Here is a 15816-nt window from a genome sequence, read left to right on the forward strand (position 1 = left end):
GGACTTGGCATGAGGAGCGGAAGAAAAAATATTTCCCTCAGGGGTTCCCGGCTCCTCGGTGTGATGAGAGGGGGGATTGGATTTTTGATCCTGAAAGGTACCCGGAGAGCCCCGCATTTACTGGTGATGCAGGATATCCCGTAGAAGAATAGTCATCTTGAGGTTCAGCCTGTATCCGCTTAATTCAACTGGTCCTGGGTTCGAGAATCAATCTATAGATCAGGCATGGGTGCAAGCTCATGGGTTCGATATGGTCAAGGTCGTTCAAACTTCTACAGATTGGTCGCTTGAGAATTTTATGCTGACCCTGACTGCGAGTAAGAAACATAGCCTGCAGCAGTACCGGTTTAGTTCTTATGCTGAGTCGCGGTTGTTATCGGCTGCGTTATGTTCGGTGATGGATTCGGTGGATAAGGCTGGTATGACTGAGGTTGTGCGCTCGGGTATAACCTATTTGGCGGATTAGTAGTCAGAATAATGAAGTCAACTAGCTTACCGAATAGAGTTTCGGTGTACCCTAGATGGTCCGAGGCTTATAGGAATGGGATAGACGTGATAGCATTTGAGGTTAAAAATTTGGAATGTTACTTAAGGGTTTATTCATAAGGGACTTAAGTAGATTCTTTATGAATACCCCCTGTGTAGGATTTCTTAAGGAAATAACTATATGGTTTATGAAAACGAACATGAAGATGAGTTCATTGTTCCGGTGTTCACTTACGAGAGTGAGTACTGGGATCAGGTGATGAAGCCTCATTTACAGGAGCAGGGGTGGTATATCGCTGAAGTAGACTGTACAAATGTGGAGGATATTGAGGATTGCGGCACAAGGCTTCTACGTGAACTCAATTTTAAAGTTCCTGAGCATGGATATATTAATGCCATGGCGGTCAAAGGAAATATTAGGGATATCTATGGTATTAATATGCGCAAAGGCATCTTTGTGTTTTATAAGAATTTTGAAGATATCTTCTCTACCCACCCTGATCTATATAATGGCTATGGAGCCGAGTTTATGCTCCAACTGATTGAAGATATTGTTTATTATTATTCAACCTTACGTGGATATCTCTATGAAGAGTATCCTGTGGTGGTAGGGTATGGCGTTGGTCTTCCGTCTTCGTATATTCCACAGCTTGAGGAGCTGATGGGTGCTGAGAACATGATGATTGCTGGTGAAGGTGTGCGATACCCCTGGTCTGATTTCGAAGAAGAACAGCGGAGGAACTTCCCGAACGGAGCCCCGGATCCTCTCTACGATAAGACAGGTCAGCTGTTTGGTGGGGTTATTAATCATGATCCGCAGGCTACGGGTATTTATGTTGCTGATCCTCGGTATTATCCTGAGTCACCGTTTTATGATCCGGTTCTTGCCTCGAAGGTGCACCTGGTGCATAGTGAATTTACTGAGCCAGATCCCTCTATATAAACGCTATGAGGTATATACGCGAATATAAGGATGAGTTCATTGTTCCGGTGTTCACTCAGGAGAGCGGGTACTGGAACCGGGTCACGAAGTAGTTTTTTACCGACCCTGATGCTAAGCACCCTTGGTCTCAATAGGAAGGAAATATTTTCCTAGTGGTTTTCCTGACCCGTTGTATGAGGATGGGGAGTGGATTGATGCTCCTGATGAGTACCCCGAGAGCACATCCTATACCGGCGGGAACAGCTAACAACGCACTGATAGCCAAGGAGTAACCAATTTATGGGCTACTACGACGACGGGTACGGCAACAGCTTCGAAAAATACAAAAGCCTCAGCAAAAACAGATAAAGCTATATTTTCTGAGCGTCAAGAATCCAGTTTTACGCTTAATGTGGAAAAGCTACTCGGCTCCACTCCCCCTGTACCCGTACAATAGAATTCTGGTTACAACAGTGCCTACACCCAGGAGTCAAATCACCATGAGCACGCCCGCGCATCACGCCTCTGGTCAGCAGAGCATCCCAACGCCTTATGAGGATCTGCTACGCGAAATTCTTGACGAGAACCGTGATGCTATTGCCGCCAATGCTCAGCGCAAAGACCGCACGGGCACCGGCACGTTCGGCGTATTTGGGCGGCAGATGCGCTTCGATCTGCGTAACTCTTTCCCCCTGATTACCACCAAGCGCGTGCACTTCAAATCGGTGGCGGTCGAACTTCTGTGGTTCCTGCGCGGCTCCTCAAACATACGTTGGCTGCAGGAACGTGGCGTGACTATATGGGATGAATGGGCTGACGAAAATGGTGACCTCGGCCCGGTCTACGGGGTGCAGTGGCGCTCCTGGCCCACCCCCGACGGCGGCACCATCGATCAAATCGCGAAAGTGATCGAATCTCTCAAAACGAACCCGTCGTCACGCCGCCACATTGTCTCGGCATGGAACCCCGCCGAGGTTGATGAGATGGCACTGCCGCCCTGCCACGCCATGTTCCAGTTTTACGTGCACGAGCGCCCTGACGAAGTGAAGGAACTATCGTGCCAGCTATACCAGCGCAGCGCCGACATGTTCTTGGGTGTACCCTTCAATATCGCCTCCTACGCCCTGCTGACCTACCTGATAGCCCACGAGGTCGGCATGGAACCCGGCGAGTTCATATGGACGGGCGGCGACTGCCATATCTACTCCAACCACCTGGAACAGGTGAAAAAGCAGCTCGGTTACGGCAACGACCCCGAAGGTAACCCCTATCCCCCGCGTGAGCCCTACCCGTACCCCAAACTCATTATCAAAACGAAGAAACCTTCTATTTTTGATTACGAGTATGAAGACTTTGAGCTCATCGATTATAAGCATCATTCGGGGATTTCTGCCCCCATCGCGGTTTAGGAGAATCGATGCGTGAAGATGAATCCCCCTCCCCCGCACAACCGTGCCTCGGCGCTATTTGGGCGCAGACCGATGCGGGTATTATTGGGCGCGACGGCACCATGCCCTGGCGTGCCCCCAAAGACCTCGCGCATTTCAAAACCGTCACCATGGGTAAGCCCGTCATCATGGGGCGGCGCACCTGGGAGTCTTTTCCACCGCGTTTTCGACCGCTGCCCGAGCGCACCAATATCGTCATCAGCCGCAATATTACAAGCGATTCAGCCGCGCCTCTTAAAGGCGATGGCGCGCTTTGGGTTCCGTCGCTGGATGCGGCGCTCACCCTCGCGGGCAACACGCCTTTAACGCCCAACGATAACCAGCACCCGGATTCACCACATCAGCAAGTTGATGCTTGGATCATTGGCGGCGGCTCCGTCTATGCGGAGGCGCTTTCCCGCGAGGATTTACCTTCCTTTGGTCGCGTCGAGATTATCGAACGCACCTTCTTCTATTGTCAGGAAGGTAACGAGATTACGGGTGATACCTACGCCCCCGAACTCGCGGTAGAAGGATTTATGGCTGCGGACGAACCGGCGCGATGGCGCATCCTGGGTGAAAGTGCCTGGGAAAAAAGCGAGCGCGGCTACCTGCTGGATGCTTCGGGCGGGAAAAATCCCATGTACTACTCGTTTCAGACCTTAGCCCGCCTCTGATGTACCTGGCGCGGAAATTCCCTACAACAACGTTCGCCTGTGCGAACGGCAAAGTGTAGTCTCGTTTGTCTGAGGTACATTCGTTCACCTCGCAACATCTTACGCCACAGCTCATCACGCTCCTCGCACTTCACCTGGTCTTTCCCCATACTGACTAGGGGTTATGACGCTGTTCCACGCGATATGTGGCACACGGGGTAGACTAGAAATTATGAATTTTAATCCCGGTGACTCAGTAGGTTTTGTAGGTTGGCGCGGCATGGTTGGTTCCGTGCTGATGAAGCGCATGCTTGAAGAGAACGATTTCAACGATATTTCTCCCGTTTTTTTCACAACCTCCAATGTGGGCGGTGAAGCCCCCACCTTCGACGGCACGCTTGAACCTTCTACGCTGAAGGATGCGTACGATCTGAATGAGCTTCGCCAGCATAAGATTATTGTGACCGCACAGGGCGGTGACTACACGAAAGAGGTTCACCCGAAGCTGCGCGAGTCCGGCTGGGAGGGCCTGTGGATTGATGCCGCTTCTGCCCTGCGCATGAACGATGATGCCATTATCGTGCTCGACCCCATTAACCGTGATGTGATTGACCGCGGTCTCGAATCCGGTGTGAAAGATTTTATTGGCGGCAACTGCACCGTCTCATGCCTGCTCATGGGGCTGGGTGGTCTCTTCAAACAGGGTCTGGTGGAATGGACCACCTCGATGACCTATCAGGCGGCTTCGGGAGGCGGCGCCCGTCATATGCGCGAGGTTCTGGGGCAGTTCCGCGACCTCGGCAATGAGGTGTCTGCCGAGCTTAACGATCCGGCAGCGGCGATCCTGGAGATTGACCGTAAGGTGCTTGCCAAACAGCGTTCGGGTGACCTTGATACCGCGCAGTTCGGGGTTCCGCTTTCCGGCTCGCTAATCCCGTGGATTGACTCTGACCTGGGCAATGGGCAGTCCCGCGAGGAATGGAAGTCTGATGCCGAGACCAACAAAATTTTGGGTCTTGAGGGCGATAACCGTGTGATAATGGACGGTTTGTGTGTGCGTATCGCGGCCATGCGTTCGCATTCTCAGGCACTCACCATGAAGCTGACCGAAGACCTGCCGGTTGCCGAAATTGAGCGTATTATCGCTGAAGATAACCAGTGGGCCCAGGTGGTGCCGAATACTAAGGACGCCACGATGCAGGGGCTGACTCCGGTTGCCGCTTCCGGGTCGCTGAATATTCCGGTGGGTCGCATCCGCAAGTTGGCGATGGGTCCGCAGTACATTAGTGCTTTCACGGTGGGCGACCAGCTGCTGTGGGGTGCCGCTGAGCCAGTACGCCGCATGCTCAAAATCGCGGTTGGAAAGCTCTAAAGTAGCCTTTCTCAAAGTAACTCGTGGGCGCGGTGCCGTAAGAACGGTTCCGCGCCTACGTATGTTGAGCCTAGCCCACAAGCTTTGAACGATATGCGTGGGAATGAGCAAAACGTTGCCTGTACCCGCCTCTTGGTGAATAAGCTTTCTGGTTGCCCCGAACCTAGCGGATAAGCCTGTGCCCCGCATCCTCAATCAGGATGCGGGGCACAAACTCAAAGTAGGCAGGTATATCTTTCAGGCTATGCTTTACGCGCTGCCTTCTGGGCTTTTCGTTTTTCACGCCAGGCTACGTAGCGGTGCCAGAGTGAAATCACTAGCTTTTTGAGTCGCTGATTCAGACGATGCGCCCATGCGAACTCGGTTCCCCAGATTCCCAAACCGATAAAGATAAACAGCCAGCCGGGGCCAGGTGTGACAAGCATAATCAGACCGGCAATGAAACAGAAGCCGCCTACGGCAATCACAAGAGGCTTGTAGAGATGTTTCAGCACCGGGTGAGCGTGCATCCGAGCTTTCTTTTTCTCTAGCCACAGGTGAAACTTGCTGGTTTCACTCTCTGTAACTTCATCCTCTAAGGTTTTCACACATCACCTCTTCTCAGGGCGGCTCTCACCTGTGCGTACACGATACATCAACAGCCTAGCACCCGCGCCTGGGAACTCCCTGATAGCCTAACATCGTAAAAAATATCTTTTATGACACCCTCACTATCGCGGCGCCAAAAGATTATAGTATTGTTATCACAACACCTTAATAGCGGACAAGGTTTATAAATATTTGATAACAATATGGCAATATCTTCTATTTTTAGACCTTTTACCTCATATTAAGGAAATGCACCTCTACACACGCAGAGAGAATCATGGAAAAACTTTCCTATACAACAGAATTTACACTCTGGCCGGTTCCCCATGCCCGACCCCTGATTGATGGAAAGCCAGAGCCGGGTGCGCATCCGGCAGAATATTTGCATCCCGGCAAACTGCATCTTGAAACGAGCGATGATAATTACGTTGATTTATACATCGTTCCTCCCCTTTTTAAACCCGGATATCCCCCGGGATACCAGTTTTATGCCGATCTTATTTTTAGCAATATTTATATTGCACAAGATTTACAGTTTTATTATCGAGCATTTCATGATGAATTACAGTTTGCAGTATCCTCTGATACTATTTGGCAAAATCGCGACCATCAATATGCTGTAGCAATTGTTGACAAAGATTTGAACCTAAGCTGGACTCTGCGCGATTCCGACCCCTTGCGCATGGAATTTATCGAAACCGTTATCAACACCATTCACGCAAGCATGTTCAAGATGCCCCCCATTCTTGCCGAGGGCGAGTATATGGAGTTTATGAATGAGAGGAATATTCTGGATTCCGCTCACCTATGCTGCGGCGATCGTGTTCTTCGCGCGATTGATGTTAAGGCACACACGAATGATCCCGTGCGAGTTCTCACGGAAACCGATTACAGCGCTGTTATACGCGGTACCGTCTATCCCAGTGCCCGCCTCATCTGGAGCGTCCCTCTAGAAGATGCACGCTATTGGCACAACGCCTACAATGTTTTGACTGTTGATCCGGTCATTGGCGCCAAGATCCCCGCCGATGTGCGCGCCATCTTAGAGCATCTGCCCGCCGCGCCCGCCTATACACAGGGACACTCGTAGGTTACTGCGGGTCTTACCCCGCATATCCAATCGGTATTAGATACGTGATGGCCTGCCCGTGGGCCGTGAGGTACTGGCGCACTGTCAGGTTTCGCAGACTGCGGTACCGTATCCTGCCTCCACCCGAGATGCCGATAATACGCCCCAGGCTCCTCTGCTGGCGGGGAATATTGTCGATACGAATCACGGCCGCATGGCGTATATTCGTGCTGTTTTGAGGGTACCGCCAGGTTCTCGCGGCTAGACAGTCCTGTGCTGCCTGCGGGCGAACACTATATTTCCCGGGACTCTCAGAGGGTTTAAGACTTTATATGACATGTTTAGGTCATAGTTACCTTATGTTGATGTAAACTATTAGCCACGGGAACAAAATTCCCCTTTAGGTACCTAATCCTCGTCAATACTTTCGCATTATCTTAGGCTCCTCATGGCAAAGACCTCTCTGACAGCACGATTAGAAACTCTCCCCTTTACTAAGAAACACACCAAGCTCTTGGGCGTCACCGGTATCGGCTGGGCGCTCGACGCCATGGATGTTGGGCTGATCTCCTTCATCATGGCGGCACTGACCAAACAGTGGGCGCTCTCCCCCACCGAAACAAGCTGGTTAGGCTCCATCGGATTTTTGGGTATGGCTCTCGGTGCCACCGTCGGCGGGCTTCTCGCCGACCGTTTTGGGCGACGCTACGTTTTCGCCGCAACTCTGCTCATCTACGGTTTGGCGACGGGCGCATCCGCACTCGCCGGTTCACTAGCCGTTTTGATGGTTTTCCGGTTTATCGTGGGACTGGGGCTCGGGGCTGAGCTGCCGGTCGCATCCACGCTGATGTCGGAGTTCTCGCCGCGGGCTATTCGCGGTCGCGTGGTCGTTATTTTAGAGGCGTTTTGGGCGCTCGGATGGGTTCTTGCAGCTCTTATCGGCACCTTTATCGTGCCAAACCCAAACGGCTGGCGATGGGCGCTTGCCATTGGCGTGATCCCAGCACTGTATTCGCTGATTATTCGCTGGGGAACACCCGAATCTGTGCGCTTCTTAGAGTCGAAAGGGCGCACTGACGAGGCAGAACGGGTGGTTGCCGAATTTGAGAGCTCCGCTGCCCTCAGCACACGAACTCACGCAGATGAAACCGCCAGCGACAATGCGCCTGAGACTCCTGCCAGCAATGCCCAGGAGGCAACCTCCATCTGGTCGGCTCCGCTGCGTAAACGCACGCTGGCGCTGTGTACCGTGTGGTTCTGTATCAACCTCTCGTATTACGGGGCGTTCATTTGGATACCCTCGCTGCTGAGCGCACAGGGGTTCAGCTTGGTGAAGTCCTTCGCATTCACCCTGATTATGACCCTGGCGCAGCTGCCCGGATATGCAGTGGCCGCCTACCTGATTGAGAGGTGGGGGCGCCGCGCCACCCTCGCCGTATTTTTAGCAGGCTCGGCGGGCGCGGCGGTATGCTACGGCCTCTCGCATTCGGATTTCTACATTATCCTCAGTGGGTGCTTCCTCTCGTTCTTCAACCTGGGCGCATGGGGCGCGCTCTACGCCATTAGCCCGGAAGTATTCCCCACCCGGCTGCGCGGCACCGGCACCGGCACGGCGGCCGGACTGGGGCGCATCGCATCAATTCTGGCACCGCTTATCGTTCCACCGCTCATCTCTTTCGGCGGCACCGGAGTACTGTTCGCTGTTTTCGCGGCGGCGTTCCTTCTTGCGGCAATAACAACCTTCGCGCTGCCCGAAAAGCGCGGGAAATCGCTCTAACGGCTAAAACCTCCAACGCAGGAATGATATGAAACATAGTGTGCCGAGAAGGTGGGAATCTCTCACCTTCTCGGCTTTTATCGGTCGGTCAGGTTCTCGTGAAGTCGCAGAAGACAAAGGGCGTGTAATCCGTGGCATGCCGCAGGCACACACTATGAGGTGCTGGCGTATTTCCGGGTGCCGGTACGTTATGATGACTAAACATCGCGTGTTGCCGCCTCATGATGGTGTACAGGGTGGGGCTCAGTGCGTATCAGATGAGATAAAACGGTCCAGACATCAACCTCAAGGAGCGCGGCATGGCAGACACACCCGCAGTCACCTATATTCCCTGGCCCATAGCCCACACGCCTGCCCCGCTTGAAAACGGCCAGCCGGTCGCAGGCAGGCACCCGGCAGAATATCTGGGGCCCGGTGTGCTGCACTATATCGGTTCGGAATTTCACCTGATGGCGGAGCTGAACCCCCAACCTTTCGACCCCGAAAATTCACGGCGCTTTCGGGGCGATCTGGTGCATCGGGACACGTATTTCTCAGGCAATATCACGTTCAGTTTCGAAGCTGATGAGGATTATCTTTACTTTACGGCACACGTTTTTCTGACCTGGCAAGAGCCCTCTGACCGCACGTACGCGCGCGCCCGGGTGGATCGTAATTTCGCTTTTCACTGGGAACAGCACGATGACGATCCGCAGCGCTCGGTCTATATTGAGGCGGTCTTCATGGCACTGTACCGCAGCCTCAGCGTTGAGCATACGGCGCTTGAGGACGGTGAGTTCCTAGACCTGAACGAAGACAAGCGTTACTATTCATACCATATGCGCCAGGGTGACGATATTATTCGGCTGGCGTACGTTACCGACTACAGTTCTCGAACATACCTTGACGTGACGACCGACTACCGGGCAACGGTTTTGAGCTACTGCCACCCTCCGGCGCAGCTGGCGTGGAGCGTTCCGACCGAGGATGCGCGCTACACATTCGAACATACCGATCCCCTCATCTATCCCCCGGACACGGGCGAGGATATTCCCAAGTACGTACGCCGTATACTCCCCTACTTGCCGACGGCACCTTACCGACGGGCGAAACGCACGTATGCGCCCGCCTCCGCTTATCGGGCTACTTTTACCCCCTGGCCCATGACGGTTCAGCAGGGTGAGGATATTCGTGGCGCCCAGTATCCGTGGCAGAGGCTCGTTTCCGGGGAGTTTTTAATTCAAAGCCCGCAAAGCGTCCCCTTCAGAATGTATCTGGACGCCTGCGAACCCGATTGGGATTCCATGAAGGGCGACCGCCAAGTCTACGCCGAGCTAATGCCCATCTCGGGGATTATGCCTAACTTGAATCATGCGCGGCCCTGGTTTGGCGTAGATTTTACGCTCGTCATGCGCCGTTGGAATAACCGTTTGGTGTTTGTGGCGGAGCATCTGACCCCGTGGCGTGCCACCGATTGGGAGGTGTGCGCCGTCGCGATCCTAGATGCGGAAGGAAACCTGGTCTGGGAGCTTCGCGATGAGGTCCCCGGGCGCGGCGCCTATATCGAGGCACTGGTGGGGCATATTGTGGATTCTCTGGGAACCGAGCCGCCCGTACTCGCCCCGGGCGAAGGAAAGGTTCTCTACGACGACTACGGTCAACTCTCTTCCGTGCACGTCAATACGGGTGAAGCCATGCTGCGGGCGCTCATCACGCGTATCTGGTACGGGGTGGACCCGACAACCGGTCAGCGGGCACCGTACCTGTATGAGGCGCGGGTCAAAGATCAGTTTGATGAAGATTCCAGTGGCGGGTTCAGCACGATCGCGTGGAGCTCACCCGAGAAATTCTACTATTGGAGCTGGGATCGGGTGCCCGGGTTCGTGCCTGCGGTAACCGACCCCGAGATTCTGCGCCGCGACGAGGTGGATCTGCTGATTCCGCATCTTCCGGTTGCCCCCGGTGTGCCCTCGCAGGAGAATGAAGACGATGCAGCGGTGCCGTGGTTTTACGAGGCTTCCACTGCTACGAAAGAGTAAGGTCAGGTGTGCTAAGTGCAGCATCATGATGCGGCAGCAGGCAGAGCTTGACGTGCATGCGCCAGCTTCCACGCTAGTACAAAGGTGCGGCTCGTGACTTCGCAGAGAGCCATCAGGATAAGGGCGCTGGCCCATGCGTCTATGGGAATGGAGCAGTCGAGAGAAAATCGATAAATCTGTTCCGCCCCACCGTGTTCTGCATATAAGCCAAAAACAAGACGTCCGCTCATCCCGACCAGCCAGAAAACGACAGCCCAGCCGCCTGCTCGCGCATATATCTGGCGGTTCTGCGTATACACTGCCGTCGTCATACCGCACGCCACGCCGAGAATTAGCCCGATCGTTATGCATCCAATGATGAGCATCCACCCGTTGTTGTGCAGGGGGAAGCCCGTCATATATTCAATAACAGCCCATCCGACGAGAAGTATTGGCCAGATGAGGCTAAAAATTGTGAGTTTTCGCCCTCTAATTTGCCGTAGCACCAACATCATTAGGGCACAAGAAACCAAAATATCTATCAGCGTCATAATTATATCTCCACAGATATATCTTAGCAGATATACTTATGCCTGAATCTCGACCTTTTATACTGGAATCATGACTCTGGGGGAACTGTATCAACTTGCACGCATGCTGCGCGATATTACTATCACGGCTGGGTCACTTACCCATATGTCGGTACATCCGAGTGAAGCGATGGTATTTGAGGATATTGTGCAGCACCCCAACACGACTATTAACCAGGTTGCAGAGCGCACCCATCTAGCGCAGAGCCGTGTTTCGACAATGGTTAATGCCATGGTCGCAGAAGGTGCGGTTACGGTCAGTACCGACTCTCAAGATCAGCGCCGCAAGACGCTTCAGGCAAGCCCTCAGCTACTGCAAGACATCAAGTCTATAAACCCCGATGAAGCCATTCGCCAAGCTATACATCGACTTTATCCGAGCCTGTCGGAACATCAGATAGCGGATGTCACACAACACCTCGACCACATTTTTACCCTGCTCAGCGCAGACTCAAGGAGCGAGTCATAGCATATGCAGTACATTCTTTTGCTCAGGAGCGTTAACCTGGGGAAGCTGCGCAAGGTGTCGATGCCCGAGCTGAAGAAGCGGCTGGCTGCACTGGGGTACGAGAACGTCACAAGCTATATCAACTCGGGGAACCTGCTATTTGTGAGTTCGCGGGATAAAACCACCGTGGCACAGGAGATTACCGAGCTGCTGGCGGAGCATTACGATTTTGAGATTCCATTCTCGCTTCTCACCGCTGACGAATACCGTGAGGATGCGCACAACCTGCCCGCGTGGTGGAACGAGGACATGCCGCGCCTGGACGCCATGTTTTTCACCATTGATGCTGATCGCGATGCGCTCGCCACCGAGCTCGAAACGCTGGATGTTCCCGACGAGGTGCTTCACATAGGAACCTGCGCCGTCTACTTCGGCAACTACAGCACGCCCGACTACAAGAAAGCGCAGTACGGAAAGTTCATGTCAAAGAAAGCCTTCGCAAACCAGCTGACTCTGCGTAACGCCAAAACCTGCAACAAGATTCTGGACCTGCTGGATTAACAACGCCACCCCACCCACATCACAGTTTGAGTTTCGTATGGGGTGGGTGATCCGTTTAATCCGCCAACTAATCCTCAAAATCCACAGGACGGCGTTGGGCACGGCTGCGCGGCTGTAGTTCTAATTCAATATCGGCGGCGTCGAGTGGCATCAAAGCGTCTAAACCACTCCGAACGGATTTAGACTGCAAAGTCTTCTCATACTCGGTATAGGTCATGAGCACGTATGCGGGTTCGCCCCGATTGGTAATAATGACTGGTTCGGTTTGTGCCGTTTTCTGTGCTTGGCTGACGTTCTGCTTGAACTCTTGATTGGTCATCACGGTCATTACGATAGCTCCTTACGCAGCGATATATCTGCAAGAATAGGATGCGCCCCTGAGAACGGCAAGAAAACTTCTGAACTTACAGACCCCACAAACCACGAGCAGATAGGATTTCGATGAGCAGATAACTGAGCGCTATCTTTTCGTCAAAATCCTATCTGCTCGCGGGAGTATTCGCGGGAATAAGAGGCTGAAGAGTCCTAAATCTTCCCGTTCACCACAACCGGCTCGGGCACCAGCTCAACCCCGAATTTCTCGGCAACACCGGCGCGCACCGCCCGGGCGATCGCGAAAATATCCTCAGCGCTGGCATCCCCACGGTTCGTAATCGCCAGCGTATGCTTGGTCGAGAGCGAGGCGCGACCGCCCGCAATCTCGCGCGAATCACCTTCGAGCCCGAAGCCTTTCTCGAACCCGGCGTGCTGAATCAGCCAGGCGGCGGAGAGCTTCACATGCTCCTCGCTCTCCTGCTGCTCGGTTCCGAACACTCCGGTGCGCGTTACTACCGGGAAACGCGGCGCATCCTCAGGCAAAGAATCAAGCACAGACACCGGCACAATCGGGTTCGTGAAGAACGAGCCGGTCGAGAAGGTATCGCGGTCGGAGGCATCCAGCACCATCCCCTTGGAGGCACGCAGCGCCAGCACCTTATCCCGCACCAGCGCGGATTCGGCACGCTTCCCCACCTGCACACCCAGGCTCTTCGCCAGTTCCCCATACTTAATGGGTGAAGACAGGCTGCCGAGCGTGAACTGGAAATCCACGGTCAGCACCACATAACGCGGTGAACCGTTCACCATGTTTTGCTTCAGAATTGAATCGCGATAGCCGAAACGCAGATCGGCGTTCGCAAAAGTCTTGAAATTCCCCGTCTCGCGGTCCCAGGTGCGCACGGACGCAATGAACTCGCTAACCTCCACCCCGTAGGCGCCCACATTCTGCACGGGGGTTGCACCCACGGTCCCGGGAATACCCGACAGTGCCGCCGGGCCGGACCATTCTTTTTCAATGCTCAGCTGCACGAAATCATCCCACACAGTACCCGCCTGCACGCGCACATTCGCGCCACCGCACGCAGGAATGGGCAGCTCCTCAACCCCGGTGGATGCAATATGCACAACGGTACCGTCAAACCCGGCATCAGAAACCAGCAGGTTTGAGCCGCCACCCACGATCAGCACGGGTTCGTTGGCGGCATCGGCGGAGGAAACGGCCTCGACAATCTCGGCTTCAGTCGTGGCGCGAATGTATGTGCGGGCAGGGCCGCCAACTTGGGCGGTAGTGATCTCACTCAGCAGCTTTTCAGTCATGTCTTTAAGAATACCGGTCTGTCACGTTTTATTCCGTTAGGGTCAGCTAAACCTTATGGCAGGCCCACCCCATAGTTGGAGCGGGCCTGCCATAATTCAACGCACAGTCACACAGAGTATCGACTGCAAGGCGCAGCCTAGGCAAATTTCACTACGGCTTGAGTCTTCATCAGAACCTTCTGCTGCCTGCCTTCACCGTCGTCAGCGGTAACGGTAAGGTCGATGCGAGCCGTGCGCACATCTTCATCCACGGCGCCTACCTTGCCGGTGATGGTCAGCGTATTCGTGGGGGTGTCCGGGTTGTCGCCGCCGGGCGCATCCGGCACCGGTACAGGTTTGGTGAAGCGGGTCTGGTAGTCCACGATCGCGCCCGGATCGCCCGCCCAATCGCTCACCAGCTGCACGGCGGTGCCCATCGTGAGCATACCGTGCGCGATCACGCCGGAAAGCCCCACGGACTGGGCAAAACGCTCGTTCCAGTGAATCGGGTTGAAGTCACCGGATGCGCCCGCATACCGCACCAGCGATGCACGCGAAATCTCGACGGTTCGGGTGCCGATCTCTTGCCCTTTTTCGAGTTCTGCAAAGTTTACGGACATTATTCGCCCTCCTCGTCGGCGCGTACCAGCAGGGATGAGATACAGGTGGTAACGGGGTTTCCGTCGGCATCAGTAATTTCTTCGCGGGTGGTGAGCATGGCGCCCGCACCCATCACACGCACGGAATCCACATGAACTTCGGTGCGCAGTTCGTCCCCCGCCACGATGGGGCGGTGATGCGTAAAGCGCTGGTCGGCGTGCACCACACGAGAGAAATCGATGCCCGCAGATTTATCACCAATCAGAGCGGCATCGGCAGCTTGGGACAGGATGATAGCGAAGGTGGGCGGGGCGATCAGGTCTGCGTAGCCTGCGGCGCGTGCCGCCTCAACGTCATGATGCAGAGGGTTTTCGGCGTGTACGGCGCGGGCAAATTCCCGGATCTTCTCGCGACCGACGACATAGGTGCCCTCGGCGGGGTACACGCGACCCACAATGTCAGGGTTAATACTCATACCCACCAGTCTATCGGGTTGGTACCGTAGCTGCCGCCGCTTACCGCGAACATGAAGGTATCCATGAGCATAGGGAGCGTAGACTAAAAGGGTACTTTTTCTCGTTCTGAAAGGAGCCATCATGTCTATCCCGTTCTCGGTTCTTGATCTTATGCCCACGCGCCCCGATGATTCTCACCCGCAAACCATGCGCAAGACGGTTCAGGCGGCGCAGGCAGCTGAGCGTTTTGGGTTCAACCGTTTCTGGGTTGCCGAGCATCATAACGCGGGCTCGCTGCTGTCTTCGGCGACGGTCGTGGTAATGGCAGAGCTCGCCGCCGCAACCGAGCGCATCCGGGTGGGTTCGGGCGGCATTATGCTCCCCAACCACGCCCCCTATGTAGTGGCAGAACAGTTTGGCACCTTAGAGGCGTTCCATCCCGGGCGCATCGATCTGGGTTTGGGTCGCGCGCCCGGTACCGACCCCATGACCGCGCAGGCGCTTCGTCGCGATAATTCTGCGGCCATGAATTTCCCCGCCGAGGTAGAAGAGATTCAGCGGTATCTGGGTGAGCCCTCCCCCATGCGCCGCGTGCACGCTATCCCCGGGCAAGGGTCCAATGTGCCGCTCTATATTCTGGGGTCATCAACTTTCGGGGCTTCTTTGGCGGCTAAGCTGGGTCTGCCGTTCTCGTTTGCTTCACACTTCGCCCCGGCTGCCCTGCAGGATGCGCTCAATGTCTACCGCAATAACTTCACCCCGTCTCAAACCCTGGATAAACCCTACGTTATTGTGGGCGCAGGGTCGCTGGTTGCCGAAACAGATGAGCAGGCGCAGCATCTTTTCACGACTGCGCAACAGCACGCCCTAGGGATTATTCGCGGGCGTCCGCAGTTTTCTCCGCCAGTCGACGATATGGAAAAGCTGTGGAGTCCTGCCGAGAAACGGCATATCTCCTCAATGCTTCAGGAGGCGGTGGTCGGTTCCCCGCAAACGGTTCAGAGCAAGCTCGAAGATTTGGTTGCCCGCACCGGTGCAGACGAAGTGATTATCACGAGCACGCCGTGGGAGTTTGAAGACCGCATTCGAAGCTACGAATTGCTTTCGGAGCTGCCGATTTTCCAGAAAACCAATTAGACTAACGAGGATTTATCTCACCTCTTCTGAGCGATTTACCACATACTTCTGGCATGTCTTGGCATAAGGTTTATGAGGCTTTACCCTAGATATATAAAATAACTTTTATATATTATT

The 15816-nt window shown here is 54.4% G+C and carries 18 protein-coding genes; 12 read left to right on the forward strand and 6 right to left on the reverse strand.

Annotation, left to right across the window (positions count from 1 at the left end; translation table 11 throughout):
* Positions 1 to 157: 157 nt before the first annotated feature.
* The 5 genes from HMPREF3016_RS05000 to asd all read left to right on the forward strand — a co-directional run bounded on the left by HMPREF3016_RS05000 (position 158) and on the right by asd (position 4863).
* Complete coding sequence (locus tag HMPREF3016_RS05000; RefSeq protein ID WP_048751120.1) at positions 158 to 466, forward strand: hypothetical protein; 309 nt, start codon at positions 158 to 160, stop codon at positions 464 to 466.
* A 201-nt stretch (positions 467 to 667) separates the two neighbouring features.
* On the forward strand, positions 668 to 1429 hold the full coding sequence (locus tag HMPREF3016_RS05005; RefSeq protein WP_070740640.1) for a hypothetical protein: 762 nt from the start codon (positions 668 to 670) through the stop codon (positions 1427 to 1429).
* A gap of 479 nt (positions 1430 to 1908) precedes the next feature.
* Entirely contained in the window at positions 1909 to 2817 is a 909-nt protein-coding gene (locus HMPREF3016_RS05010) for a thymidylate synthase (RefSeq protein ID WP_070740643.1), read from the forward strand.
* Positions 2818 to 2825: 8 nt separating this feature from the next.
* Positions 2826 to 3512 carry a dihydrofolate reductase gene (locus HMPREF3016_RS05015; protein WP_070740647.1) on the forward strand — a complete coding sequence of 229 codons (687 nt, stop codon included), beginning with the start codon at positions 2826 to 2828 and terminating at the stop codon, positions 3510 to 3512.
* 211 nt (positions 3513 to 3723) lie between these two features.
* Positions 3724 to 4863, forward strand: coding sequence for an aspartate-semialdehyde dehydrogenase (asd, locus tag HMPREF3016_RS05020; protein WP_070450950.1), 1140 nt, complete (start codon positions 3724 to 3726; stop codon positions 4861 to 4863).
* A 242-nt stretch (positions 4864 to 5105) separates the two neighbouring features.
* Here the strand turns inward: asd and HMPREF3016_RS05025 are convergent, their stop codons facing one another.
* Positions 5106 to 5450, reverse strand: a complete 345-nt coding sequence (locus HMPREF3016_RS05025) for a PGPGW domain-containing protein (RefSeq protein ID WP_048754332.1) — start codon at positions 5448 to 5450, stop codon at positions 5106 to 5108.
* A 278-nt stretch (positions 5451 to 5728) separates the two neighbouring features.
* Between HMPREF3016_RS05025 and HMPREF3016_RS05030 the strand changes: the two genes are divergently transcribed.
* The 4 genes from HMPREF3016_RS05030 to HMPREF3016_RS05040 all read left to right on the forward strand — a co-directional run bounded on the left by HMPREF3016_RS05030 (position 5729) and on the right by HMPREF3016_RS05040 (position 10315).
* Complete coding sequence (locus HMPREF3016_RS05030) at positions 5729 to 6541, forward strand: hypothetical protein (RefSeq protein WP_013397678.1); 813 nt, start codon at positions 5729 to 5731, stop codon at positions 6539 to 6541.
* Positions 6542 to 6599: 58 nt separating this feature from the next.
* Positions 6600 to 6785, forward strand: a complete 186-nt coding sequence (locus tag HMPREF3016_RS10760; RefSeq protein ID WP_246828462.1) for a hypothetical protein — start codon at positions 6600 to 6602, stop codon at positions 6783 to 6785.
* A 183-nt stretch (positions 6786 to 6968) separates the two neighbouring features.
* The gene (locus HMPREF3016_RS05035) at positions 6969 to 8297 is read left to right on the forward strand and encodes an MFS transporter (RefSeq protein ID WP_004005371.1); all 1329 of its coding nucleotides are present in this window, start codon (positions 6969 to 6971) and stop codon (positions 8295 to 8297) included.
* 299 nt (positions 8298 to 8596) lie between these two features.
* Entirely contained in the window at positions 8597 to 10315 is a 1719-nt protein-coding gene (locus HMPREF3016_RS05040) for a hypothetical protein (protein ID WP_070740651.1), read from the forward strand.
* 23 nt (positions 10316 to 10338) lie between these two features.
* Here HMPREF3016_RS05040 and HMPREF3016_RS05045 read toward each other — a convergent pair whose 3' ends face one another.
* Positions 10339 to 10713: a DUF1453 domain-containing protein gene (locus HMPREF3016_RS05045; protein ID WP_239661966.1), complete on the reverse strand. Its 375-nt coding sequence runs from the start codon at positions 10711 to 10713 to the stop codon at positions 10339 to 10341.
* 202 nt (positions 10714 to 10915) lie between these two features.
* Here HMPREF3016_RS05045 and HMPREF3016_RS05050 point away from each other — a divergent pair, with 202 nt between their 5' ends.
* Complete coding sequence (locus HMPREF3016_RS05050; protein WP_048752574.1) at positions 10916 to 11353, forward strand: MarR family winged helix-turn-helix transcriptional regulator; 438 nt, start codon at positions 10916 to 10918, stop codon at positions 11351 to 11353.
* Positions 11354 to 11356: 3 nt separating this feature from the next.
* Complete coding sequence (locus HMPREF3016_RS05055) at positions 11357 to 11893, forward strand: DUF1697 domain-containing protein (protein WP_070740655.1); 537 nt, start codon at positions 11357 to 11359, stop codon at positions 11891 to 11893.
* 67 nt (positions 11894 to 11960) lie between these two features.
* On the opposite strand, the gene HMPREF3016_RS05060 is transcribed toward HMPREF3016_RS05055, so the two are convergent.
* The 4 genes from HMPREF3016_RS05060 to HMPREF3016_RS05075 form a co-directional block, all read right to left on the reverse strand.
* Positions 11961 to 12221: a type II toxin-antitoxin system Phd/YefM family antitoxin gene (locus HMPREF3016_RS05060; protein WP_023133167.1), complete on the reverse strand. Its 261-nt coding sequence runs from the start codon at positions 12219 to 12221 to the stop codon at positions 11961 to 11963.
* Between the two features lie 197 nt (positions 12222 to 12418).
* Complete coding sequence (locus tag HMPREF3016_RS05065) at positions 12419 to 13528, reverse strand: UDP-N-acetylmuramate dehydrogenase (RefSeq protein ID WP_070740658.1); 1110 nt, start codon at positions 13526 to 13528, stop codon at positions 12419 to 12421.
* A gap of 137 nt (positions 13529 to 13665) precedes the next feature.
* Entirely contained in the window at positions 13666 to 14127 is a 462-nt protein-coding gene (locus HMPREF3016_RS05070) for a MaoC family dehydratase (RefSeq protein WP_070740661.1), read from the reverse strand.
* On the reverse strand, positions 14127 to 14582 hold the full coding sequence (locus HMPREF3016_RS05075; RefSeq protein WP_070740668.1) for a MaoC family dehydratase N-terminal domain-containing protein: 456 nt from the start codon (positions 14580 to 14582) through the stop codon (positions 14127 to 14129). Before HMPREF3016_RS05075 ends, HMPREF3016_RS05070 begins: the two co-directional genes overlap by 1 nt.
* A 121-nt stretch (positions 14583 to 14703) precedes the next feature.
* Here HMPREF3016_RS05075 and HMPREF3016_RS05080 point away from each other — a divergent pair, with 121 nt between their 5' ends.
* Positions 14704 to 15699, forward strand: coding sequence for an LLM class flavin-dependent oxidoreductase (locus HMPREF3016_RS05080; RefSeq protein WP_070740670.1), 996 nt, complete (start codon positions 14704 to 14706; stop codon positions 15697 to 15699).
* Positions 15700 to 15816 lie beyond the last annotated feature (117 nt).

The organism is Rothia sp. HMSC065D02 (genome assembly GCF_001815285.1).
Classification (GTDB): domain Bacteria; phylum Actinomycetota; class Actinomycetes; order Actinomycetales; family Micrococcaceae; genus Rothia; species Rothia dentocariosa.